At 63.0% G+C, this 21,274-nt stretch carries 26 protein-coding genes; 21 read left to right on the forward strand and 5 right to left on the reverse strand.

Going from position 1 to position 21,274, the window contains the following annotated elements:
• Positions 1-81 precede the first annotated feature (81 nt).
• From AC0L17_RS26555 to AC0L17_RS26565, 3 genes are all read right to left on the reverse strand, one after another.
• Positions 82-1,113 (reverse strand): tetratricopeptide repeat protein, encoded by a 1,032-nt coding sequence (locus AC0L17_RS26555; RefSeq protein ID WP_473517986.1) that lies wholly within the window; start codon positions 1,111-1,113, stop codon positions 82-84.
• Position 1,114: 1 nt separating this feature from the next.
• On the reverse strand, positions 1,115-1,762 hold the full coding sequence (locus tag AC0L17_RS26560) for a thiamine phosphate synthase (protein WP_473517987.1): 648 nt from the start codon (positions 1,760-1,762) through the stop codon (positions 1,115-1,117).
• 133 nt (positions 1,763-1,895) lie between these two features.
• A complete protein-coding gene (locus tag AC0L17_RS26565) occupies positions 1,896-2,825 on the reverse strand; it encodes a DMT family transporter (RefSeq protein WP_473517988.1) in 930 nt (309 codons plus the stop codon).
• 134 nt (positions 2,826-2,959) lie between these two features.
• Here AC0L17_RS26565 and AC0L17_RS26570 point away from each other — a divergent pair, with 134 nt between their 5' ends.
• The 6 genes from AC0L17_RS26570 (at position 2,960) to AC0L17_RS26595 (ending at position 6,864) form a co-directional block, all read left to right on the forward strand.
• The gene (locus tag AC0L17_RS26570) at positions 2,960-3,418 is read left to right on the forward strand and encodes an Lrp/AsnC family transcriptional regulator (protein WP_091593435.1); all 459 of its coding nucleotides are present in this window, start codon (positions 2,960-2,962) and stop codon (positions 3,416-3,418) included.
• Between the two features lie 111 nt (positions 3,419-3,529).
• Entirely contained in the window at positions 3,530-4,300 is a 771-nt protein-coding gene (locus tag AC0L17_RS26575; RefSeq protein WP_473517989.1) for a sulfite exporter TauE/SafE family protein, read from the forward strand.
• A 308-nt stretch (positions 4,301-4,608) separates the two neighbouring features.
• Positions 4,609-5,013, forward strand: coding sequence for a hypothetical protein (locus AC0L17_RS26580; protein ID WP_091593430.1), 405 nt, complete (start codon positions 4,609-4,611; stop codon positions 5,011-5,013).
• Positions 5,014-5,414: 401 nt separating this feature from the next.
• Positions 5,415-5,945 carry a protease adaptor protein RcdA gene (rcdA, locus tag AC0L17_RS26585; RefSeq protein WP_091593429.1) on the forward strand — a complete coding sequence of 177 codons (531 nt, stop codon included), beginning with the start codon at positions 5,415-5,417 and terminating at the stop codon, positions 5,943-5,945.
• 410 nt (positions 5,946-6,355) lie between these two features.
• On the forward strand, positions 6,356-6,706 hold the full coding sequence (locus AC0L17_RS26590) for a DUF2200 domain-containing protein (protein ID WP_091593427.1): 351 nt from the start codon (positions 6,356-6,358) through the stop codon (positions 6,704-6,706).
• A complete protein-coding gene (locus AC0L17_RS26595; RefSeq protein WP_236473467.1) occupies positions 6,703-6,864 on the forward strand; it encodes a hypothetical protein in 162 nt (53 codons plus the stop codon). The genes AC0L17_RS26590 and AC0L17_RS26595 overlap by 4 nt, the downstream gene beginning before the upstream one ends.
• Before the next feature lie 89 nt (positions 6,865-6,953).
• On the opposite strand, the gene AC0L17_RS26600 is transcribed toward AC0L17_RS26595, so the two are convergent.
• On the reverse strand, positions 6,954-7,241 hold the full coding sequence (locus AC0L17_RS26600; protein ID WP_473512272.1) for a hypothetical protein: 288 nt from the start codon (positions 7,239-7,241) through the stop codon (positions 6,954-6,956).
• A 353-nt stretch (positions 7,242-7,594) separates the two neighbouring features.
• Between AC0L17_RS26600 and AC0L17_RS26605 the strand changes: the two genes are divergently transcribed.
• From AC0L17_RS26605 to AC0L17_RS26630, 6 genes are all read left to right on the forward strand, one after another.
• On the forward strand, positions 7,595-7,915 hold the full coding sequence (locus tag AC0L17_RS26605) for a hypothetical protein (protein ID WP_473518017.1): 321 nt from the start codon (positions 7,595-7,597) through the stop codon (positions 7,913-7,915).
• Positions 7,916-7,924: 9 nt separating this feature from the next.
• Positions 7,925-8,434 carry a crossover junction endodeoxyribonuclease RuvC gene (gene ruvC, locus AC0L17_RS26610; protein WP_473517990.1) on the forward strand — a complete coding sequence of 170 codons (510 nt, stop codon included), beginning with the start codon at positions 7,925-7,927 and terminating at the stop codon, positions 8,432-8,434.
• A 10-nt stretch (positions 8,435-8,444) separates the two neighbouring features.
• The gene (gene ruvA, locus AC0L17_RS26615) at positions 8,445-9,065 is read left to right on the forward strand and encodes a Holliday junction branch migration protein RuvA (RefSeq protein ID WP_091593422.1); all 621 of its coding nucleotides are present in this window, start codon (positions 8,445-8,447) and stop codon (positions 9,063-9,065) included.
• 41 nt (positions 9,066-9,106) lie between these two features.
• Positions 9,107-9,382, forward strand: coding sequence for an AbrB/MazE/SpoVT family DNA-binding domain-containing protein (locus tag AC0L17_RS26620; protein ID WP_091593420.1), 276 nt, complete (start codon positions 9,107-9,109; stop codon positions 9,380-9,382).
• Positions 9,382-10,419, forward strand: a complete 1,038-nt coding sequence (gene ruvB / locus AC0L17_RS26625; RefSeq protein WP_236384859.1) for a Holliday junction branch migration DNA helicase RuvB — start codon at positions 9,382-9,384, stop codon at positions 10,417-10,419. The genes AC0L17_RS26620 and ruvB overlap by 1 nt, the downstream gene beginning before the upstream one ends.
• 125 nt (positions 10,420-10,544) lie before the next feature.
• Positions 10,545-11,459, forward strand: a complete 915-nt coding sequence (locus tag AC0L17_RS26630; RefSeq protein ID WP_473517991.1) for a metallophosphoesterase — start codon at positions 10,545-10,547, stop codon at positions 11,457-11,459.
• Here AC0L17_RS26630 and AC0L17_RS26635 read toward each other — a convergent pair.
• Entirely contained in the window at positions 11,453-12,703 is a 1,251-nt protein-coding gene (locus AC0L17_RS26635; protein ID WP_473517992.1) for a glycoside hydrolase family 5 protein, read from the reverse strand. The genes AC0L17_RS26630 and AC0L17_RS26635 overlap by 7 nt on opposite strands.
• A gap of 126 nt (positions 12,704-12,829) precedes the next feature.
• On the opposite strand from AC0L17_RS26635, the gene ybgC reads away from it, so the two are divergent.
• The 9 genes from ybgC (at position 12,830) to tilS (ending at position 21,186) form a co-directional block, all read left to right on the forward strand.
• Positions 12,830-13,303 carry a tol-pal system-associated acyl-CoA thioesterase gene (ybgC, locus tag AC0L17_RS26640; protein ID WP_473517993.1) on the forward strand — a complete coding sequence of 158 codons (474 nt, stop codon included), beginning with the start codon at positions 12,830-12,832 and terminating at the stop codon, positions 13,301-13,303.
• A gap of 279 nt (positions 13,304-13,582) precedes the next feature.
• Positions 13,583-14,293, forward strand: coding sequence for a protein TolQ (gene tolQ / locus AC0L17_RS26645; RefSeq protein ID WP_027152907.1), 711 nt, complete (start codon positions 13,583-13,585; stop codon positions 14,291-14,293).
• Between the two features lie 9 nt (positions 14,294-14,302).
• Positions 14,303-14,761: an ExbD/TolR family protein gene (locus AC0L17_RS26650; protein ID WP_077375321.1), complete on the forward strand. Its 459-nt coding sequence runs from the start codon at positions 14,303-14,305 to the stop codon at positions 14,759-14,761.
• An 8-nt stretch (positions 14,762-14,769) separates the two neighbouring features.
• On the forward strand, positions 14,770-15,927 hold the full coding sequence (gene tolA, locus AC0L17_RS26655) for a cell envelope integrity protein TolA (protein ID WP_473517994.1): 1,158 nt from the start codon (positions 14,770-14,772) through the stop codon (positions 15,925-15,927).
• Positions 15,928-16,015: 88 nt separating this feature from the next.
• Positions 16,016-17,299: a Tol-Pal system beta propeller repeat protein TolB gene (gene tolB / locus AC0L17_RS26660; RefSeq protein WP_245268562.1), complete on the forward strand. Its 1,284-nt coding sequence runs from the start codon at positions 16,016-16,018 to the stop codon at positions 17,297-17,299.
• A 52-nt stretch (positions 17,300-17,351) separates the two neighbouring features.
• A complete protein-coding gene (locus AC0L17_RS26665; protein WP_473517995.1) occupies positions 17,352-17,729 on the forward strand; it encodes a four helix bundle protein in 378 nt (125 codons plus the stop codon).
• A gap of 236 nt (positions 17,730-17,965) precedes the next feature.
• Positions 17,966-18,472 carry a peptidoglycan-associated lipoprotein Pal gene (gene pal, locus AC0L17_RS26670; protein WP_027152911.1) on the forward strand — a complete coding sequence of 169 codons (507 nt, stop codon included), beginning with the start codon at positions 17,966-17,968 and terminating at the stop codon, positions 18,470-18,472.
• Between the two features lie 202 nt (positions 18,473-18,674).
• Positions 18,675-19,736: a tol-pal system protein YbgF gene (gene ybgF, locus AC0L17_RS26675; protein ID WP_473517996.1), complete on the forward strand. Its 1,062-nt coding sequence runs from the start codon at positions 18,675-18,677 to the stop codon at positions 19,734-19,736.
• 70 nt (positions 19,737-19,806) lie between these two features.
• The gene (tilS, locus tag AC0L17_RS26680; RefSeq protein WP_473517997.1) at positions 19,807-21,186 is read left to right on the forward strand and encodes a tRNA lysidine(34) synthetase TilS; all 1,380 of its coding nucleotides are present in this window, start codon (positions 19,807-19,809) and stop codon (positions 21,184-21,186) included.
• The last annotated feature ends 88 nt before the right edge of the window (positions 21,187-21,274 follow it).

Below are 21,274 nucleotides of genomic sequence, written 5' to 3' on the forward strand. Positions count from 1 at the left end.
AGGGGTGGCATGAGAGGAGTGGGGGGGCGGAGCCATTCCCTCGTCAGCATCCGCTGCCCGATATTCACTGTCCGCGACGCTTTACGGCAGGCGGTTGGCCTTCTGCAGCAACTGCTTGGTCTGGTCGTCGGTCAGGCCATGCAGAAAATCGTCCATCTCCGGATCGATCAGCCCGGCGCGCCGTGCGACGACGTACCAGGCGCCGGCAAGGATCGGATCCGGATCGGTGCCGATGCCGCCCATGTAAAGCTTGGCGAGGCGGTTCTGGGCGGCGACATTGCCGCCCTCGGCGGCCTGTTTCATCCAGCCGAAGCCGGACTTCAGGTCGCGGGCGCCACCGCGTCCCTCGATCATCCAGGCAGCGAGATCGATCTGCGCCGTATCGTAGTTCTGCCTTGCTGCCTGCGCCAGCAGGCCGCGCGCCTGGGCATCGTCGCGCAGCTTGCCGCCGACGCCATTGGCATAGACCTGCGCCAACGCATATTGCGCGTCGGCAAGGCCGGTCGCGGCGGCGCGCTGATAATAGGACACGGCCTTTGCGATGCCGGCATCGCCGGGGTCCTGCCGCACCAGCAGCTGCGCGAAATTGAACTGCGCCAGACGGTTGCCGGCCTCGGCGGCGGCCTGCATCAGCGCGTAAGCCCCTTTCTCGTCCTTCTTGACGTAGCGGCCGTCGAGCAGCATCAGCGCATATTGGAACTGCGATTCCGGTATGCCCTGCTCGGCGGCAAGCGCGTACCACTTGGCCGCCTCCGCCGCGTCGACCGGCACGCCAAGGCCGCGCGACAATATCTCGGCGATCAACGTCTGCGCCGCCGGATCGCCGTTCTGGGCGCGAACCAGAGCGAGGTTGTAGGCCGTCTTGTAAAGGCCGCGCTGGAAGGCGCCATAGGCAGAATCCGACGGCTTTGCACCGAAGCGGTCGGGATTAATGGCGTCGGCCGACGGCAGCGGCGCCGTGGTGGCGGGCTGCGGCAGCGGCGTGGCGATCGGCTTGTCCGTGCTTGCAGCGGTGTCGGGCTTCGGTTGCGGCAATGGGACGGTTTCCGCCACGGCGACCTGCACCGTGAGCTGCGCAAGCAAAGCACCGAAAAGGATTGTCGGCGCGGGCACGTCAGTCCTCGAAACGCGGCGCGGTTTCGTCGAGCAGCGCGTTGGCGCTGGCGACTGCCATCTTTGGGTCGATGCCCTCGGCAAAGACGGCGCTGGACAGCGCCACGAATTCGGCGCCGGTGGCAGCCACCGCTTCCACCGAAGTGATGTCGGACCCGGCCATGACGATGCAAGGGATCTGGATCACATCCGCCCACCATTGCCCCAGCGACAGGTTGCGTGGGTGCGGCTCCGGCTTGTTGTCGAAGCCGAAGCGGCCGAAGAAGATGTAGTCGGGCCTGAGTTCGCCGAGTTCCAGCGCATCGTCGCGGGTCTTGGCGCCGCCGGTGCCGACCATCATTTTTGCCTGGAAACGCTCGATCGTCTCGGCGAGTTCGGCCTTGCCGGCCTCGACATGAAGGCCATCGGCCTGGACGCGGCCGGCGATGCGGGTGTCGCCGGCAATGATGACAGCGATGCCTGCCGCTTGCGCCGTCGGCACGATCTGTTCGGCGAAGGCCTGGAAGGAGGCTTCGTCCATGTCGTTTTCGGGCAGGATCAGCGAGGCGACGTCGCCGCCCTCGAACGCCGCGCCGATGTGCTCAGCCGGCATGCCAGGCGGCGCGATCAGCACGATGCGGCAGCGATTTGGAGGCGTTGCGTCGTTCATTGGTTTTTGACCCCGGTTTTCGCCTATGCCGGGCGAAGATGGTTGCATTGCGGCATAGAGCAAAGTGCCGGCCTTGAACAGGCGGGCGGCCAGGACCGTTGGCGCATGATTGTCGCACGGCGACGTTGTTGCCTCACTTGATTGCCTGGGTGCTCTCGGCTGGGGTCTTCGATTTCCATAGCGTCCAGCCAAGATTCATGCCGGCGGCGGCGACCAGGATGGCGGCGCCGCCGACCATCTGGGCCGGATGCAGCCGGTGGCCGAAGGCGACGACATCGACCAGGATCGCGACCACAGGGTAGATGAAGGACAGCGACCCCTGCAGATAGGTTGGCAGTTTCTGGATGGCGCCGTACATCAGGATGTACATCAGGCCGGTATGGACGACGCCAAGCGTCGCCAGCATGCTCCAGCTCCACACGTCGGCGGGAAGGTGGGAAAGGTTGGCGAAGGGTGCCAGGATGACGACGCCGACGCAGACCTGGATGAGGGCGATCAGGTGCGGCGACGTGCCTTTGAGCTTCTTGGTGACGATGGCGGCGACGGCCCAGAAGAAAGCCGCACCCAGCGCCATCGCGATGCCGATAAAATAATCCGTGCCGACATTACCTGTATTGGGGCCTGCATCGGGCCCGGTATCAGGCGAGCCTTGCACGATCAGCAGCATGCCGGCGAAGGCGATGCCAAGCCAGGCCAGCTTTGTCAGGGTCAGCCGCTCTGAGAAGAAGAGCGCGCCAAAGCCGACCAGCATGAAGGGCTGCGTGTTGTAAACAGCCGTGGCGATCGAGATCGAGGCGCGGGAAAACGAGCTGAACAGCAGCAGCCAGTTGATGACGATGGCCGCGCCGCCAAGGGCCGCAATCGCCACGATGCGCAGTGACAGCGTGCCGCGCAGCAGCCCCAGGGCAGCGCAGATGATCAGCAGCGTTATAGCGCCGAAGGCGCAGCGCCAGAAGACGACGTCCATGATGGGCTCGCCCGACATGACGACGAACCATCCGATCGTGCCGAGGATCACCATTGCGGCCGTCATTTCGACCGTGCCACGCATCGTGCTGTCCATGAATACTGCCTCTCGAAACGCTGATGGTTGATAATCCCATGCCACATCAGCGCTTTCAATAATTTGCGCCGGGTGATATGCCCGTTATGCCTAATTAAATAAGGTGAAGATGGCCTTTTCCTTGGGAATGTCAAATGCTGGACGATCTGGACCGACGCCTTCTCGAAAGCCTGATCAAGGATTCGCGAACCTCATTGAAGGAACTGGCCCAACAGGTAGGACTGTCATCGCCGAGTGTCGCGGAACGCCTGCGTCGGCTGGAGGATCGTGGCGTTATCAGGGCCTTCACCGTCGAAATCGATCCCCAAGCGCTCGGCTACACTTTGCAGGCGATCGTTCGCATCCGGCCCTTGCCGGGCAAGCTGCATATTGTCCAGAAGCTGATCGAGGAGATTCCGGAATTTGGCGAATGCGACAAGGTGACGGGCGACGACTGCTTTGTTGCCCGGCTGTTCGTGCGCTCGATCGGCGACCTCGACAAGCTTCTCGACCGTATCGCCGACAAGGCCGAAACGAGCACAGCCATCATCAAGGCGCAGCCGATCCGCAGGCGCCCGCCGCCACTCGGCGCAACTGCCTCCTCAAAACCGTGACAGGCCTCAGCACGAACGACCACAGCGTCGTGTGCGCATTTGCAGTCGCGGCGCGAAGGTTTATCGGCTATTCCAGCGTCTGCACGCTTTCCCTCCAACTGCTCCCCGACGATGTCAGGCTTGCTACTCGATCCGTGGTTCTATGCCGCCGCCATTCCAGCCGTCATCCTGGTCGGTCTGTCCAAGGGCGGCTTTGGCGGCGCGGTCGGTTTCGTCGGCGTGCCGCTGATGGCGCTGGCCATGCCGCCGGTGCAGGCAGCCGCCATCCTGCTGCCCATACTGTGCCTGATGGACATCGTCTCGGTGTGGACATGGTGGGGTGTCTATGACCGCAAGATGCTTGCGGACATGATGCCGGGGGCGGTGATCGGCATCGGCCTCGGCTGGCTGACCGCGGCGCTGGTGACAGCGGAAATGGTGCGGCTGATCGTCGGCGCCGTGGCAATCATCTTCGTGCTTCGCTGGGTCTATCTACAAATGCGGCACGGTGCGAGCCACTCAGCCGAGCCCAACCGCGCGGCTGCCGCATTCTGGGGGACGGTCGCCGGCTTCACCAGCTTCGTCGCCCATGTCGGCGGCCCACCGTTTCAGGTCTATGCGCTGCCGATCCGGCTCGATCCGAAAGTGCTGTCGGGCACCGCCGCAATCTTCTTTGCCGCCACCAACGCGTTGAAGCTGATCCCCTATTTTGCGCTCGGACAGTTCGACACCACCAACCTGACCGCGTCGGCGGTTCTGGTGCCGCTGGCGCCGCTCTCGACCATCGCCGGCGCCTGGCTGGTGCGGCGGATGCGACCGGAACTGTTCTACCCCTTCACCTATGCGACCGTAGCGGTCGTCGCGGTCAAGCTCCTGTGGGACGGGACCGCCGGCCTTTTCTAGATTGCCAGCCGGTTGGAAGCCGCCGGCAGCCGAGCCGTCAGCAGCGTTGTTTCGGAACGATGTTGCGCGGGAGAAGGCTTTGTTCGGCGTCCTGTGAGACACGGCCGGAAGGGAACCGCTCGAGGATTGCGCAAGCGCGTCCCGCCGTTTTCGGCTATTGTGGCAGCGCCGGGGAAGGGTCGGGCGCGATGCGACATCGTCCAGAAACATTGCCGATGCTAATGCGCCGATGCCGGGGACCCGGTGGCGGGGCGACCGCCTGATCTCAACCCATTCCCATGACGGGAAAAGGCAAATCGGGGCACACAATGCAAAAGGTAGCACGAAACTTCTTCACGCTGGCCGTTGTCTACGCACTGGTCGGAATGGCGCTCGGCCTGCAGATGGCGATCAGCAAAGATCATGCGCAGATGCCAACCCACGCCCACATCATGGTGGCCGGATGGCTGATGTCGGCGGTGTTCGCCTTCTTCTACCATCTGTTTCCGGCAGTCGCGGAAAAGACGCTTGCCACCGTGCATTTCTGGTTGACGGCAATCAGTGGCACCGGCCTGTTGATCGGCCTTTACATCATGCTTGCCGGCAACCCGGCGATCGAGCCGCTGGTGGCAACATCCTCGATGGGCTTTTACGCGGGGCTGCTGCTGTTCGCCTATATCGCGCTGCCGGTGGTGTGGAAGGCAGAGCGGCATGCCGAGACGCAAAAGGCCTGAGTCCAAAGGTCTAGGCCCCAAAAAGCCTGGAGTTGTTGTGCTGTTACGGCACAGGCGGGCGACGCTTGTTCAAAAAATATCCACGCTGTTAAGGCTTCATTAAGCTTTACGGGCGTTTACTATGCGCATCCAGTGATCTGGATTCTTACCGAGTGGTTGGAGCCACTTTGTTTGACGCCTCCCTGTTAAACTCCTGAGAGCCGCCTTATCCGCGGCTCTTTTTTTTCGGCGATCCGGATTGCCGGTCGCCCGTGCCGCTGCGCCGCCGTTAACCGTTTGTTAAACATGTGCTTGCCTTCACCGGCGGCGAAGCGCATTTTCAAGCCTCGGTCATATAGGGTGCAGGCGTGACGGCGATGACGCCGATTCGGCCGGCTGTAAGGCAAGTGCAGGGCGTATCGATGAACGATCCTTCGATGGGAAGCGCGAAAACCATCAAGCTGGCGGAGCGCCGGGTTTTCTCCCAATCCTTCAAGCCGCTCTACCAGGAAGGCATGGGCCTGGTCGAGCAGGCGGCCGAATATCTGGACGGCAAGGGCCGGGCCGAGGCGAAGAAACTGTCCAGGCTGGCGGCGACGCTCTATGCGGCCGAGTCGATGCGACTGACCACGAGGCTGATGCAGGTCGCCTCATGGCTGCTTCTGCAGCGCGCCGCGAATTCCGGCGAGATGACTCGCGATCAGGTTGCTTCCGAAAAATCCAAGGTGCGTCTCGATACCGCTTCCGCCAACAACGATGCCGCAGGCTGGGTCGAACTGCCCAAGGATTTTCTTGACCTCATCGACCGCTCGCTGCGCCTGCAGGCGCTGGTGCGTCGCATGGACGAGGAAATCTACGGCGGCGCCGTGGCCGAGGCCGCTCCATCCGGCCGCCGCATCAATCCGGTTTCCGATCAGATCACGCTGCTCAACACGGCTTTCGCCCGCGGCTGAGAGACTGCTCGATAATTCTCCGCTAAGCGCCAGGAGCGTCCTTTTGTGGGCCAATCCTCAAATCGTGTTTGGGCCGAAATGGGGCCGCAAGCCGCCGGGCTGGTTTCGAGCATAATTGCGCAAACGCGCCATTTACGCGCTCACTAGTCCCCATACTGTCCAGTGGCAGGCTAGACAGGCACTAGATCTTGCATTGCCCGGTAGGATAGCCAAACCTGTGCCCGAGTAGTGCAACCGGTCATCCGTTGAAGGCAAGATCAATAACGACGTCCGGATCCACTCGTCGCAGGATGCGATCGACGCGATCAAAGCATTGCCGAGGCGACGAGCACGGGTAGAATTGACGCGGACAGCATCGACATCTGCGGCGCTGTTTCAAACCTCTGGTCCAGCCCGCATAAGGGGGTGCAATGACCGAGCATCGAATCTATTCCATGAGCTTTGCCAGCGTCTATCCGCACTATGTCGCCAAGGCGGAAAAGAAAGGACGCACCAAAGCCGAGGTCGATGAGATCATCCGCTGGCTGACGGGCTACACCCAGAAGCGGCTGGACACCCAGCTGAGGAAGAAAACCAGCCTGAAGGATTTCTTTGATCAGGCGCCTCAACTGAATCCTTCTCGGAATTTGATCACGGGGGTGATCTGCGGTGTCCGGGTGGAAGACATCGAAGACCCGCTGATGAAGGAAATCCGCTACCTCGACAAGCTGATCGACGAGCTTGCCAGGGGCAAGGCGATGGAGAAGATCTTGCGGAAATGACGCGATCGCACGATCGCATCGACCGCGATCCGTTTCAGATCGGATACCTGAAGAACGCTGTTGGCGAGGGTAGCGACGGCATCGACAACGATGGACACAACGAAATTCGACATCGACACAGGGCGGCTTCGGCCGCCCCGTTTGATGGCGACGGATGACGTTCACGGCTCGGTAGCACGGCGGCGACGAGCCCGACACGATGTCGCAGGCATATCCACGCGACGGGCAGCAAGGGCCGTCGCCGACTCTATGTTCCCTTTACGATTCTCGGCTTGATTGGTCGGCGGGGTTGAGCCGCACTTTCAAGGGCCAAGGCCAGCCGTTTCTCGTCTTCGAGGGCGCGATCGACTGCCTCGATTTCCTCTTGGAGCTCCTTTAGCTTGGCTCCGTAGCTGGAGCCATCGCTGTCCCCGATCTGAAAGCCGCTTGCCCGCATTGCGTCGCGGGTATGGTGCACGTTACGGACTCCTTCGCGTCGAGTCGCGACCAGGATTTCCCTGAACTCTTCAAGACGTTCAACGTGATTGCGAGGCATTGCGTTCTCCTATTTCGTCGTCATCGGCGCTGACGGCGATTCAGCACGGTTACAGCTTACGGCGCAGAAGGTTTAGGCGACTCTAAGAGATACGCTCGACAAAACATGAATGCGAAAGCTCAAATTTGACCGTCTTGCAGTAAAGTGGAGCGCAGGAAATTGGCTTGGGCCCGACCGATCACCGACAGGTGCCAGACTCTTCGGCCGAGCGCGTCTGCTGCTCGGCGCTAGCTGGTTCTGCCCCTCTTCCTGCACCCAGCCCTGACCGCTCGTGATGATAAGCATCTGGCCTGCCCGGCCAGAGTGTCCGCGCGGCGGCCAGTGGATACGGCATCGCCTACGTCCCGGAGAACATCGTCGAGCAGCACATCGCACGTGGCAAGCTGGTTCAGCTTCTGGACGATTGGTTGCCGCTTTTTGAAGGCTATTTCCTCTACTATCCGAGCCGTCGTCAAAATCTTCCCGCGTTCAAGGTCATCGTCGACGCTACGACATCGGAATTGAAGCGAGGGGATCTACGCGCGGCTCACGGACCCAAATGTCCGCTCCGCTTCGGTTCTCGCAAACCACGCCGTCTGTCTCGTCAGAACGAATTCTCAAACAGCCTGTGGGACGCAGCGGAACCGTTTCTGGTTTGTTCACATTTCGCTGGCATCGCTGTCCGCCACGGGTAGACTTGGCGGATGGGGGAAACGATTCGCATCATCGGCATCGATCCGGGGCTGAGGCGCACCGGCTGGGGCATCGTCGAAAGCCTCGGCAACTCGCTGCGCTTCGTCGCCTCCGGCACCGTGCGTTCAGACGACAAGGCGGCGCTGGCGACACGGCTTTGCCAGTTGCATGACGGGCTTGCCGAGATCCTGCACGCCGCCATGCCGCACGAGGCGGCGGTCGAGCAGACATTCGTCAACAAGGATGCGGCCGCGACCCTGAAGCTCGGCCAGGCGCGCGGCATCGCCATGCTGGTGCCGGCGCTGGCCGGCCTGGTCGTTGCCGAATATGCGCCCAACGCCGTCAAGAAGGCGGTGATCGGCGTCGGCCATGGCGACAAGAAGCAGATCCACATTATGGTCAAGGTGCTGATGCCGAAGGCGACGTTCGACACCGACGATGCCGCCGACGCGCTGGCCATTGCCATCTGCCACGCGCATCACCGGCAGAGCGTTGTCTACAGGTTGGCGGCGCTGGCATGAAGGACCACACATGATCGGCAAGCTAAAAGGCACGCTGGACGAGATCGACGAGGATTTCTGCATCGTCGACGTGCACGGCGTCGGCTATGTCGCCCACTGCTCGACGCGCACGCTGGCCGCCTTGCCGGCCCCCGGCGAGGCGGTGGTGCTGTTCATCGAGACCTATGTCCGCGAAGACATGTTGAGGCTCTACGGTTTCCAGTCGGTTCTGGAGCGCGAATGGTTCCGGCTGCTGATGAGCAATGTGCAGGGCGTCGGCGCCAAGGTGGCGCTGGCTATTCTCTCGACGCTGGCGCCGGCCGATCTCGCCAATGCCATCGCGCTGCGTGATATTGCCATGGTCAGCCGCGCGCCCGGCGTCGGCAAGAAGGTGGCCGAGCGCATCGTCACCGAACTGAAGAACAAGGCGCCAGCGTTTGCGGGCGCTGCCTCCGGCACCATCGGCTTGAAGCAGGAGCTTGGCGAAGGCGTCGCGCCGGCGCCGATCAGTGACGCCGTTTCAGCGCTGGTCAATCTCGGCTATTCGCGCGATACCGCCGCCAATGCGGTGGCGGCGGCGCTGAAAAACGCCGGCGAGGATGCGGATGCGTCGAAGCTGATCCGCTTCGGGCTGAAGGAACTGGCGCGGTGAGACCGTTGCCCGAGAAATAAATTCCGACTAGGAACAAGAGCATGGGCAGATATGCGGGCTTGACCTCCAGGGGGCAGCTTACGATTCCAAAGAAAGTCCGGGACGCGTTGTCGCTCAAGGCGGGCGATACGGTTGCGTGGACGGTCATGGACGGTCTTCTGATAGGAACGCCGCGCAATCTTAGATTTGCCGACCTTGCCGGATTTCTGGGCAATCCGCCCGGCGGGCCTGCCACGCTGGAGGAAATCGACGCCGCGCTAGGGGATGCCGTCGGTCGCCACGCCGCCGGCGATCGCGATGGAAGTGGGCGCGCCTGATGAGCCTTTCGCCACGCCTCATTGCTCCCGACAAGCGCGGCGAGGACGCCGAGCAGACCTTGCGGCCGCAGACGCTCAGTGATTTCGTCGGCCAGGCGGCGGTGCGGGCCAATCTCAAAGTGTTCATCGAGGCCGCCAAGGGCCGCAGCGAGGCGCTCGACCATGTGCTGTTCGTCGGCCCGCCCGGCCTCGGCAAGACGACGCTGGCGCAGATCATGGCACGTGAGCTCGGCGTCAATTTCCGCTCGACCTCCGGTCCGGTCATCGCCAAGGCCGGCGATCTCGCAGCACTGCTCACCAATCTCGAAGACCGCGACGTGCTGTTCATCGACGAGATCCACCGGCTCAACCCGGCGGTCGAGGAAATACTCTATCCGGCGATGGAGGATTTCCAGCTCGACCTGATCATCGGCGAAGGGCCGGCGGCGCGTTCGGTCAAGATCGATCTTGCCCGCTTTACCCTGGTCGCTGCCACCACCCGGCTCGGCCTTTTGACCAATCCGCTGCGCGACCGCTTCGGCATTCCGGTCCGCCTCAATTTCTACTCGGTCGAGGAACTGGAGCAGATCGTGCGCCGCGGCGCCCGCATCCTTGCCATGCCGCTCGGTGACGATGGCGCGCTGGAGATCGCGCGGCGCGCGCGCGGCACGCCGCGCATCGCCGGTCGGCTGTTGCGCCGCGTGCGCGATTTTGCCTCCGTCGCCGGCGACGGTCACGTCGACCGCCAGATCGCCGATGAGGCGCTGACGCGGCTCGAGGTCGATGCGCTCGGCCTCGACGCGCTCGACCGCCGCTATCTCTCGATGATCGCTCGGAATTTTGGCGGCGGGCCGGTCGGCATCGAGACCATCGCGGCAGGGCTTTCCGAGCCGCGCGACGCCATCGAGGACATCATCGAGCCCTATCTGATCCAGCAGGGTTTTATTCAGCGCACGCCGCGCGGCCGCGTGCTGACCGCCAATGCATGGCGGCATCTCGGCCTCGATGCGCCGAAGGACCTGGCGCAGCAGCAGATCAGCCTCTTCCAGGAAGAGTAGCCGCGGGGCCTTGCGGCTCCATTCCTGCGCAAAATCTCCTAATCCTGGTCAGCTTGCCGGCGCATTTGCCGGCTCTAACGCTTCGCTGTGGGGACCGTCGGTTCCGCGAATGACGGGGTTGAGCAATGATCACCAGACGCGGCTTCCTGCGCCTCATCGGCGGTTCCTTCCTATCGGCCGTGTCGCTCAGTGCTTATGCGGTCGGCCTCGAGCCAATGTTGCTGACGCATGTAAAGCGCTATTCACTGACCCCGCCAAACTGGCCTGCCGGATTGCGGCTTCGCGTCGTCGCTCTCGCCGATATCCATGCCTGTCGGCCATGGATGACGCCGGAGCGGATCAGGTCACTTGCCGAACGGGCGAACGGCCTGCAGCCGGATCTGATTGTCCTGCTTGGCGACTATACAGCCGGCACACGCCTGGTTACGGACTGGGTGGGCTCCTCCGAATGGGCGCCGGCATTGTCAGGCCTGAAGGCGCCGCTCGGGGTGTGGTCAATCCTTGGCAATCACGACTGGTGGGAGGACCTTTCCGCCCAGAAGGCCGGGTTGGGGCCGACGGTGGCGCGCCGGGCGCTCGAGAGCGCCGGCATACCGGTCCTGGAAAACGATGTGGTGCGCCTGGAAAAAGACGGGCATGGCTTCTGGGTCGCCGGACTTGCCGACCAACTTGCGCTGCGGCCGGGCAAGGCCTGGGGCCGCAGCAGGTTCACAGGACTGGACGATCTGCGCGGCACGCTGGCAAAGGTAAGTGACAAGGCTCCTGTTATCCTGCTGGCACATGAGCCGGACATTTTTCCGAAGGTCCCATCGCGGGTATCGTTGACTCTTTCGGGTCATACCCATGGTGGACAGGTGCGGTTACTCGGCTATTCTCCGGTCGTGCCATCCCGCTTCGGCAACCGTTTTGCCTATGGCCATGTCGTGGAGGAGAACCGCAACCTGATCGTCTCCGGAGGCCTCGGTTTCAGCATCCTGCCGGTGCGTTTCGGGATGCGCCCAGAGGTTCTTTCGATCGACCTGGGTTCAGCACTTCAATGAAGTGACCTGATCGCGTCCATCACATCCGGCTCGGCCTTGTCGCCGTCGAAAGCGTCGACGATGCCGAAGGCGCCGCCATAGCTCCAGACCGACCATGCGAAGCCATGGGCTTCGGCGCGCGCGATCATGTCCCTGGCATAAGCGGCACGGTATTCGGCCGGCATCACGTAGGCATTGCCGTATTCCTGGCGGATCATGCCGAATTCGCCGAGCGTGATGTTCTCCGGCTTTATCCCGTTGGCCTTTGCCCAGGCCTCGACCCTGGTGAACGGCGCCTCCATCGTCTCGCGCAGCTCCTCGTCGGTGTCCAGGCTGGCGACCTGCTCGTCGAGATAGGCAAGCAGGCCGCTCTGGCGCGCCCATGGCGCCTCGGCCTTGATCCTTGCGCGGATCGTATCGAGCGCAGTATCCAGCTTGGCGCGCGAGACGGCGCTGAGCGGATAGGGTAGGCCGGTGACATAGGGGATGAAGTCGCCGGCCCAGGTCGCGCCCTGATGGGTCAGCAGGAACGGGTCGTAGGAGTGAAAGGTCCAGATGATGTTGTCGTCGGGGATCGCCTTCGGATCGATCTTTGCCAGCGATACCGCATTGGAATAGCAGGCGCCGGTCAGAATCAGGGTGAGCCTGGTGGCTGACGAACGCGCCGCCGCGAACAGTTTCTGCTGGCGCTCCGGCCACAGGCCGGTGCCGTCGGCGTCGCAGTCGATGACCGGCTCGTTCATCGGCTCGAAAGCGACTTGGCGCGGATCCTCATCGGCCAGCGTGCGCGCCATCTTGCGCACCATTTCGACATAGGCGTCGAACATTTGTGGATCGTCCATCACCTCGCCCATGCCGATCTTGCGGCTGCTGCCGCTGGGGATCAGGTGCATGTCGACGATCACCTTCAAGCCGGCGCGATTGATCATGCGCACCGAGGCCAGCACGCTGGCATAGAGCTCGTCGCGCAGCGCCAGCGTCTCGCCGGACAGAAACGGCGACGGATCGACGGGCATGCGCAGGAAATCGAAGCCGGCGCTCTTCAGCGCCTTGAGGTCGTCGTCGTTGAGGAATTTGCGCCATTCCGGATAGGGCAGGATTGCCCGGCGGTCGCCCCATTTGTCCTCGCCCGGCCATGTCGTCCACTGGTCGAGATTGAGGCCGCGCTTCATCATAAAGCTCGCCGCCTGGCCCGGCGGTACCAGCGCGGCCAGCACAAGCAGCGCCGCCATCGAGGTCTTGATCATCGCCGTCAACAGTGCCATCGGGTTCATGCGCCAAGTTAATGCGTGTCGCCCAAAACTGTGCAGCGGTTTTGCGACAACGACGCGCCCGGAACCTGAACCGCGTCGCGCTTTAGGTGCCCGGTCAGGCCAAGAAAGGAAAGCGCGATGGACGATCATGGTGAATCGGCGGCGCTCTGCGCCGGGCTTTCCGGCGCGCTGACCGAATTCGGCCACCGGCTGATGGCGCGGGTCTACTATGCCGACACCGATTTCTCCGGCGTCGTCTATCACGCGCGCTATCTCGAATTCTTCGAGCGCGGCCGCTCCGATTATCTCAGGCTTGCCGGCGTCCACCACACCGAGCTTGCCGACGGCAAGCACGGCGAAAGAATAATCTGGGTGGTGCGGCGCATGGAGATCGACTTTCGCGGCTCCGCCCGCATGGACGATGTCTTGACCATCGAGACGCGCACCGAGGACATTTCGGGCGCCCGCATCTTCATGGCGCAGCAGCTGAAGCGCGGCGGCAAGGTGCTGGTCGAGGCGCGCGTCGAGGCGGCGATCATTGGCGAGAACGGCCGGCCACGGCGCTTTCCGAAGGAATGGATCGCAATCTTTATGCCCAAGGCAAACCTGTAGTTCAAATCGGTAACTTGCCGATCCCAATGCCACACAACTCGCCCAAGGCGCGGCAATGCGCCGCGCTGTGCGTCCTAACCCATCCTTAACCATAACGGTTCATGAAGAGAGTGGTGAAGATTGGAGGAATCCAGCGCCTTCCTTTCACCAAGATTTGCCCTGAAAAGGCCGCCTACGGTGCATTTTGGGGTTATTCCGCGAGCTTTGCGCGAACGGATTACAAGGGATGCCTATGGGCCAGCCGCCAGCCGTGCCCGGAAAATTCTTAAGGACGTAACCATGGAAAATATCGCACTCGCCGAACCGGGCGCGCATTTGTCGATTTGGGCGCTGTTCACGCAGGCCGGCTGGGTGGTCAAGCTGGTCATGATCGGGCTGCTCGGCGCCTCGATCTGGACCTGGGCGATCATCGTCGACAAACTCGTCGCCTATGGCCGCATGCGGCTCGCGCTCAATCGCTTCGAACAGGTGTTCTGGTCGGGGCAGTCGCTGGAGGAGCTCTACCGCACGCTCGCCGACCGCAAGACGTCAGGCATGGGCGCGATCTTCGTCGCTGCCATGCGCGAATGGAAGAAGAGTTTCGAGAAGGGGGCGAAATCGCCGCTGGGCCTGCAGACCCGCATCGACAAGGCGATGGACCTGGCGCTGACCCGCGAAATGGAAAAACTGGAAGGACGGCTTGGCTTTCTCGCCACCACTGGCTCGGCGGCGCCGTTCATCGGCCTGTTCGGCACCGTGATCGGCATCATGACCTCGTTCCAGGCGATTGCGGCATCCAAGAATACCAGCCTGTCGGTGGTCGCACCCGGCATTGCCGAGGCGCTGCTGGCCACGGCAATAGGCCTGCTGGCGGCTATCCCCGCCGTCATCGCCTACAACAAGCTGTCGTCGGACGCGAGCAAGATCGCCGTGCGCATGGAAGGGTTCGCGGACGAGTTCTCCGCCATACTCTCGCGCCAAATCGATGAAAAAGTCGCGCAGAAGGCCTGAGGAACAATCATGGGAATGTCTGTAGGCGCGGGTGGCGGGGGACGCGGTGGTCGCGGCCACAGGCGGCGCGGCCGCCATCACGCCATGATATCGGAAATCAACGTCACGCCGATGGTCGACGTGATGCTGGTGCTTTTGATCATCTTCATGGTCGCCGCACCCTTGCTGACGGTCGGCGTTCCGGTCGACCTGCCGGAAACACAGGCCAAGGCGATTGCGGCCGACACGCAACCGATCGAGGTATCCATCAACTCCGCCGGCCAGATTTACATCCAGAAGACCGAGATCCCGATCGAGGAACTGGTGGCAAAGCTGCAGGCGATCTCGAAGACCGGCTATGACGAGCGCATCTTCTTTCGCGCCGACAAGGCAACCAATTATGGAGCGGCTCTGCAGGTCATGGCCCGTGTCCAAGCCGCTGGCTACAAGAATATGAGTCTCATCTCGCTGCAGGAACAGGACCAGTAGACAAGAACATGCGGACCGGCCTCACCACATCGGTGATCTTGCATGCGACGGCGATCGCCTTCGGGCTGTTCACGCTGTCGGCGCCGGCTGCGCTTCCGTCGTCCGAAGTCGAGGCGGTCGCAGTCGAGATCGTGCCGATGGAAGCGATCGCGCAGATACAGAAAGGCGACAAGAAAGCTGCGGTGAGCGAAAAGCCGACTCCATTGCCGACCCAGCGTCCGGACATCGTGGCCGACGCGAAGACGGTCGGCGACAACAGCGTCGATACCGACAAGCCGCCGACGCCGGATCCCAAGCCCCAGCCGGTCGACAAGGCTGAGGCGCCGCCGCCCGCGCCGACGCCGAAAGAAAAGCCGAAGCCCGAGGACGTGCCGAAGCCGAAGGAGCAGCCCAAGCCTGTCCCGGCGACCGAGGTCGCACCGGTGCCGCAGCCGAAGGAAGAGGTCAAGCCCGAGCCGGTCAAGCAGGCGGAGCCAAAACCGACACCGGCCAAGGAACCGGCGCCGACGCCGCCGCAGGACAAGACCGCCGCCATCGACCCGAAGCCTGAGGTCAAGCCGGATGCCGTCGCCGAAGCGATTGCCAAGGAGCCGCCAACCGAGGAGACGCAGCTTCCGGACTCTGCGCCCGCCCCGCAGGCGCGGCCGAAGCCGCAGCCGGCCCAGGCCGAAAGCGCCAAGGCGCCCGAGCGCAAGGACGCCGAAAAGCCGGTCAAGGAAGCCTCGTCCAAGCCGAAATCGGAAGACAAGCAGTTCAACGCCGACGAGATTTCGGCGCTGCTCGACAAGCGCAAGCCGTCAGGCGGCGGCGCCAAGCGCTCGACCCAGCAAGCATCGCTCGGCGGGGACAAGGATCAGGGCCAGAAGCTTTCGAGATCGGAACAGGGGGCGTTGGAGGCCCAGCTTGGTGGCTGCTGGACCTTGCCGGTAGGGCTCGAAGGCTCCGAGAACTTCGTTGTCGTAATCCGGTTCAACCTCGACGCCTCCGGCAAGCTGGACGGACGGCCATCCGTCGAAAAGTCGAGCGGCAACCGCCCGTTCGACGAAAGTGCCGTGCGCGCGGTTCAGAAATGCGATGTGGCCGGCCTGCAGGTTCCCGCAGGCAAACAAGACATCTGGGCCGACGTCCGGGTCACGTTCGATCCGAGGGAGATGCTGGGCCTGTAGGCCTGGCGCCCCCGCAGAATCATTGAAGACCCGTAGAATCATTGAAGAGAAGCGAGAAGACATGAAATTCATCCTCAAGCCGCTCCTGATGATCGTAGCGATGGCGCTGGGCATGACTGCCGCCGCCACCTTGCCGGCGCGGGCGCTCGTTGAGCTCAACGTCAACAAAGGCAATGTCGAGCCGCTGCCGATCGCCATCACCGATTTCCAGGGCGGCGATGCGCTGGGCGCGGAGATTTCCGGCATCGTCAGCGCAGACCTGAAACGCTCCGGTCTGTTCGCGCCGATCGACAAGAGCGCCTTCATCGAAAAGATCTCCAACCCCGATGCCACGCCTCGCTTCGAGGACTGGAAGGTGATCAACGCTCAGGCGCTGGTCACCGGCAGCGTCAGCAAGGAGGCCGATGGCCGCGTCCGTGCCCAGTACCGGTTGTGGGACACCTTTGCCGGCCAGCAGATGTCGGGCGAGCAGTTCTTCGCCAACGACGCCAACACGAGGCGCGTCGCCCACATCATCGCCGACGCCATCTATGAGCGGCTGACCGGCGAGAAAGGCTATTTCGACACGCGCGTCGTCTTCATCGACGAATCGGGTGCAAAGAACGCGCGCAAGAAGCGCCTCGCCATCATGGACCAGGACGGCGCCAATATCCGCTACCTGTCGGACGGCCGGTCGATCGTGCTGACCCCGCGTTTCTCGCCAAACCGGCAGGAAATCACCTACATGTCCTATGAAAGCGGCCAGCCGAAGGTCTATCTGCTGCAGATCGAGACCGGGCAGCGCGAACTGGTCGGCGACTTTCCCGGCATGACCTTTGCGCCGCGGTTCTCGCCCGACGGCCAGAAGGTGATCATGAGCCTGCTGCGCGACGACGGCAATTCCAACATCTTCGCCATGGATTTGAGAAGCCGCTCGACGACCAGGCTCACGAACTCGACGGCCATCGACACCTCGCCGTCCTATTCGCCGGATGGCAGCAAGGTGGTGTTCACCTCCGACCGCGGCGGCCGCGCGCAGATCTATGTGATGGGCGCCGACGGTTCTGGCCAGACCCGCATCTCCTTCGGCGACGGCGTCTATTCGACGCCGGTGTGGTCACCGCGTGGCGATCTCATCGCCTTCACCAAGCAGACTGCCGGCGAGTTCCAGATCGGCGTCATGCGCGTCGACGGTTCAGGCGAGCGCATCCTTTCAACCGGCTTCCAGCAGGAGGGGCCGACCTGGGCGCCCAACGGCCGGGTGCTGATGTTCTTCCGCGATTCTGCCGGCGGCCCGAAACTCGTTTCGGTCGATCTCACCGGCCGCAACGAACAGTCGATCCCGACCTCGAATTTCGCTTCGGACCCGGCCTGGTCACCGCTGCTGGAATAGGCAGGAAGGGGAATTGAGGAATTGAGGGACTGACGAGTTGAAGAACTGAAGGATGGAGAAGGCAGCGGCCTACATCGAGCACGCGAGGGATTTGGAAGTCTATAAGCGTGCCTATGCAGTTTCCCTTGGGGTACACAGAGCCACGCTTGCTTTTCCGAAAATGGAGCAATACGCGCTCGCCGATCAACTACGTCGTTCCAGCAAGGCGATCTGCGCCAATTTGGCTGAGGGTTTTGCCAAACAGACCCGCTCCAAGCCCGAATTCGCACGGTTCATTTCGATGGCGATAGGGTCATGCAGTGAAGTGGAGACGTGGATTTCGTATGCGTTCGATCTGGAGTATATCACCCAGGCGCAACGCGACGAGTGGTTGCAATCCTATGCCCGCATTTACGGAATGCTGGTCAATCTCAGAGAGAAGCTGAGGTGACCTCTTTCCTCAATTCTTCAATTCTTCAATTCCAACTTTCCACGGCTTGGTCGCGTTTCAGCCGCATTTCTGCCTACGGTCCGCGCGCATTGTTGCCTCCTCGGATTCCCCTTGGGCAAAACGGCTGTGGACGGCAGCCGAAACCAAATTTTAACCGTGTTTCTTGAACGCCGGTTAACCCAAACGTGGTTACTGGACGATCAACGAAATCACTCGAATTGCGAAGGAGAGGCGGCATGGGCCGTATCGCAGCACTTACCAGAAACCCGGCGATGATCGCGCTGGTGGCATTGCTCGCCATCGCCGGCTGCGCCTCGAAGAAGAACCTGAACAGCGCCGCCGATCTCGGTCTCAGCGGCGCCGGGGCGGCAACGCCCGGATCGGCCCAGGATTTTACCGTCAACATCGGCGACCGCATCTTCTTCGACACGGATTCGTCCTCGATCCGCGCCGACGCGCAGACGACGCTTTCGCGCCAGGCGCAATGGCTGAACCAGTACAGGCAGTATGCCATCGTCATCGAAGGCCATGCCGACGAGCGCGGCACGCGCGAATACAATCTGGCGCTTGGCGCCCGCCGTGCCGCCGCCACCCGCGACTTCCTCGTCGCCAGGGGTGTTTCCGCCCAGCGCCTGAAGACCATTTCCTACGGCAAGGAGCGTCCAGTCGCGGTTTGCGACGACATTTCCTGCTGGTCGCAGAACCGCCGCGCCGTCACCACGATCAGCGGCGCCGGTTCCTGATCGGCAATTTTCCGATCGGCAGAAATGCAACACCTACGTGTGAAAGGCGGCTGCGGCCGCCTTTTTCATGTCCGGCGCCCGGATGTGGGACTTGAAACAAAATTTGGCCGAAGTCCTGCGTCCTTGGTAATAGCCGAGGCGCCTGACGGTCCACTCCGATCGGAAGGCATGCAACAGGCAAACAATCCACGGCGAGAGGCACATGCATTTCAGATCGGTCTTGAGCGGCACGCTTGCGTTGCTGCTCGTATCAAGCGTCGCTGCCCCGGCAGTAGGCAATGAGCAAGGCACAGAAAAAAGCGGTTTTTCCTTCCGCCTGCCGACGCTCGGCATTTTCGGTGAAAAAAAGAAACCGGATCAGGTGCAATTTGCGCAGGATGGCACCGGCACAACGGGGCTGGAGGAACAGCTCCGGCAAATGAACGGCAAGATCGAGGAGCTCAACTTCCAGGTGCTGCAGATGCAGGAGCAGATCCGCAAGCAGCAGGAAGACAACGAGTTCCGTTTCCAGCAGCTGGAAGGCGGCTCACAAGGCGCGCAGCAGCCACGCGAGCAGAAGAAGTCGGACGCCACCACCAACACCGACAGCAGCGTCGCCGAGGCTCCGGCGACGCATGCGCCGGCCGATGCGGGCACACCGCCCGCCGGCGGCCAGGAGGTGATCGTCGAATCACCGACAGGCGAACCCGGCGCGGTGATCCCGGGCACGCCGCCGAAGACGTTCGGCACCATCACCGTCGACAAGAACGGCAATGTGATCGAGGGCAACACGCAGGCACATGCACCGGCGCAGAACACCGCCCCTGTCCCCGGCGACCAGGCCGCTGGCACGCAGGCCGGCAAGTCCGACGATACGGTGGTCGCGGCGCTGCCCGCCACCGACGACCCGGAGGAGCTTTACCGCAATTCCTATCAGTTCATCCTGTCGGGCGACTACGGCACTGCCGAACAGGGTTTTCGCGACCACATCGCCCGCTTCCCCAAGGACGCCAAGACGGCGGACGCGCATTACTGGCTGGGTGAGTCGCTGCTCGGCCAGCAGAAGTACCGCGACGCGGCCGAGACGTTCCTCGCCGCCAGCAAGGACTATCCGAAGGCCAAGAAGGCTCCCGACATGCTGCTGAAGCTCGGTGTGTCGCTGGTCGGATTGAACCAGCGCGACGTGGCCTGCGCCACTTTCGGCGAGATCGGCAAGCGCTATCCGAACGTTTCCGGCGCGCTCAAGGAACGCGTCAAGCAGGAAAGGGCGCTCGCGGCGTGCTAGTTTTTCTCCTGCATGTCGTTGCCCCAAGACTTGTTGTCCCAGATCCGGGGCCACTTTTGGGCGACATGCATTGACGCCCGAAACCGAGCCTGACCGTTCGGTTTTTTCGCAGATCGACTTTACCAGCGGCGCTGTTGCGGCCGTGTCCGGTGGCAGCGACTCGACCGCCCTCCTCCTTCTCCTCAAAGATCACCTCGACCGTACCGCGCCGGCAACGAAATTGCTGGCTGTGACCATCGATCACGGTCTGCGGCCGGGCTCGGCAGCGGAAGCACAGGCCGTGGCCAGGCTTTGCGCCGGGCGCGGCATTGCCCACCGCATCCTGGTCTGGTCCGAACGCAAGCCGTCGACCGGCCTGCCGGCTGCCGCGCGAGAGGCACGCTACCGGCTGCTGGGCGAGGCGGCGCAGGCGGAAGGTATCGGCCTTATCCTGACAGGCCACACAGCCGACGACCAAGCGGAGACCGTGCTGATGCGGCAAGCTCGCCAGGAGGGAGCGCGAGAGCCAGAGCGAGGTCTGGCCGGCATGGCACCGGCCACCCTCTATGACTGGCGGATCTGGATCGCACGGCCGCTTCTCGGCACACGGCGTGCTGCGCTGCGCGAAGTCCTGCGGCGCGCGAATGTCGGCTGGACCGAAGACCCGACTAATGAAGACGAGGCTTTCGAGCGGCCACGTATCCGCGCAGCGCTTGCCGACCGCAATGGTGCGCGGGAAGACGCGTTGACGCTGGCCGCGCGGGCTGCGGTGGAGCGCGAGCAGCTTGGCCATCGCGCCGCCGCGCTGATCCGTGGCTTTGCCAGCAGGCCCGCAGCCGGCCTTATCCGTCTCGATCCGGGCTTTGCGACAGCCGTCGACGAGGCGGCGGCCGTCTACGCGCTGCGCGTCCTGCTGGCGACTGTCGGCGGCGTTGCCTTTCTGCCCGAGCAGGCTCGCAGCGAGGCGCTGCTCAACCGGCTGAGGCCCGGACCACCTGGCACAACCTCATTTTTCGCTACCCCGTTTTGCGCCACATTGTCGCGGACGGTGGTCGATGCGCGGCGTGCCGGCATTTTTCTGCGTCGCGAAACCCGCAACCTGCCGCCCGCTGCGTCTGCCGTGAACAATGCCCTCTGGGACGGTCGCCGGAGGATCACATTGGCGGACAGACCGGGTGAATTTTTGATCGCGCCGCTCGGCGCGGCGCGTGCCGCAAGACAGGCAATTGCCGAAAATGGCACGCCGCCGAGCCTTGTCCGCGCGGCTCTGGCGGCCGAGCCGGTGCTGTGGCGCGCAAGCGAACATCCAGGCGACAGCCCGATGTTGCCGGGAATGGCGGTATGCCCGGTCGTCGCGCCCTTTGCCCGCTTCCTGCCGTCCTTCGACCTGGCGCCGGCCGGAAGTGTTGCCGCGCTGATCGGCGCGCCGCGACTTCCTGCCCCGCCTTTCGGCGGCCACACTGCCGGTTGATCATGGGCGAAAGCTTAACCGCGACATGCTGTTCTGCTTGGCAAGGAAGGGCGCCATCCCTATGTTAGACCCAAGTTTCCTCTCACGA

The sequence above is a fragment of the Mesorhizobium sp. WSM4829 genome (assembly GCF_055811475.1).

Coding starts and splice junctions, on each gene's coding strand:
- AC0L17_RS26560 (WP_473517987.1), bottom strand. CDS start 1,762: ATGAACGACGCAACGCCTCCAAATCGCTGCCGCATCGTGCTGATCGCG.
- AC0L17_RS26565 (WP_473517988.1), bottom strand. CDS start 2,825: ATGGACAGCACGATGCGTGGCACGGTCGAAATGACGGCCGCAATGGTG.
- AC0L17_RS26570 (WP_091593435.1), top strand. CDS start 2,960: ATGCTGGACGATCTGGACCGACGCCTTCTCGAAAGCCTGATCAAGGAT.
- AC0L17_RS26575 (WP_473517989.1), top strand. CDS start 3,530: ATGTCAGGCTTGCTACTCGATCCGTGGTTCTATGCCGCCGCCATTCCA.
- AC0L17_RS26580 (WP_091593430.1), top strand. CDS start 4,609: ATGCAAAAGGTAGCACGAAACTTCTTCACGCTGGCCGTTGTCTACGCA.
- rcdA (WP_091593429.1), top strand. CDS start 5,415: ATGAACGATCCTTCGATGGGAAGCGCGAAAACCATCAAGCTGGCGGAG.
- AC0L17_RS26590 (WP_091593427.1), top strand. CDS start 6,356: ATGACCGAGCATCGAATCTATTCCATGAGCTTTGCCAGCGTCTATCCG.
- AC0L17_RS26595 (WP_236473467.1), top strand. CDS start 6,703: ATGACGCGATCGCACGATCGCATCGACCGCGATCCGTTTCAGATCGGA.
- AC0L17_RS26600 (WP_473512272.1), bottom strand. CDS start 7,241: ATGCCTCGCAATCACGTTGAACGTCTTGAAGAGTTCAGGGAAATCCTG.
- ruvC (WP_473517990.1), top strand. CDS start 7,925: ATGGGGGAAACGATTCGCATCATCGGCATCGATCCGGGGCTGAGGCGC.
- ruvA (WP_091593422.1), top strand. CDS start 8,445: ATGATCGGCAAGCTAAAAGGCACGCTGGACGAGATCGACGAGGATTTC.
- AC0L17_RS26620 (WP_091593420.1), top strand. CDS start 9,107: ATGGGCAGATATGCGGGCTTGACCTCCAGGGGGCAGCTTACGATTCCA.
- ruvB (WP_236384859.1), top strand. CDS start 9,382: ATGAGCCTTTCGCCACGCCTCATTGCTCCCGACAAGCGCGGCGAGGAC.
- AC0L17_RS26630 (WP_473517991.1), top strand. CDS start 10,545: ATGATCACCAGACGCGGCTTCCTGCGCCTCATCGGCGGTTCCTTCCTA.
- AC0L17_RS26635 (WP_473517992.1), bottom strand. CDS start 12,703: ATGGCACTGTTGACGGCGATGATCAAGACCTCGATGGCGGCGCTGCTT.
- ybgC (WP_473517993.1), top strand. CDS start 12,830: ATGGACGATCATGGTGAATCGGCGGCGCTCTGCGCCGGGCTTTCCGGC.
- tolQ (WP_027152907.1), top strand. CDS start 13,583: ATGGAAAATATCGCACTCGCCGAACCGGGCGCGCATTTGTCGATTTGG.
- AC0L17_RS26650 (WP_077375321.1), top strand. CDS start 14,303: ATGGGAATGTCTGTAGGCGCGGGTGGCGGGGGACGCGGTGGTCGCGGC.
- tolA (WP_473517994.1), top strand. CDS start 14,770: ATGCGGACCGGCCTCACCACATCGGTGATCTTGCATGCGACGGCGATC.
- tolB (WP_245268562.1), top strand. CDS start 16,016: ATGATCGTAGCGATGGCGCTGGGCATGACTGCCGCCGCCACCTTGCCG.
- AC0L17_RS26665 (WP_473517995.1), top strand. CDS start 17,352: ATGGAGAAGGCAGCGGCCTACATCGAGCACGCGAGGGATTTGGAAGTC.
- pal (WP_027152911.1), top strand. CDS start 17,966: ATGGGCCGTATCGCAGCACTTACCAGAAACCCGGCGATGATCGCGCTG.
- ybgF (WP_473517996.1), top strand. CDS start 18,675: ATGCATTTCAGATCGGTCTTGAGCGGCACGCTTGCGTTGCTGCTCGTA.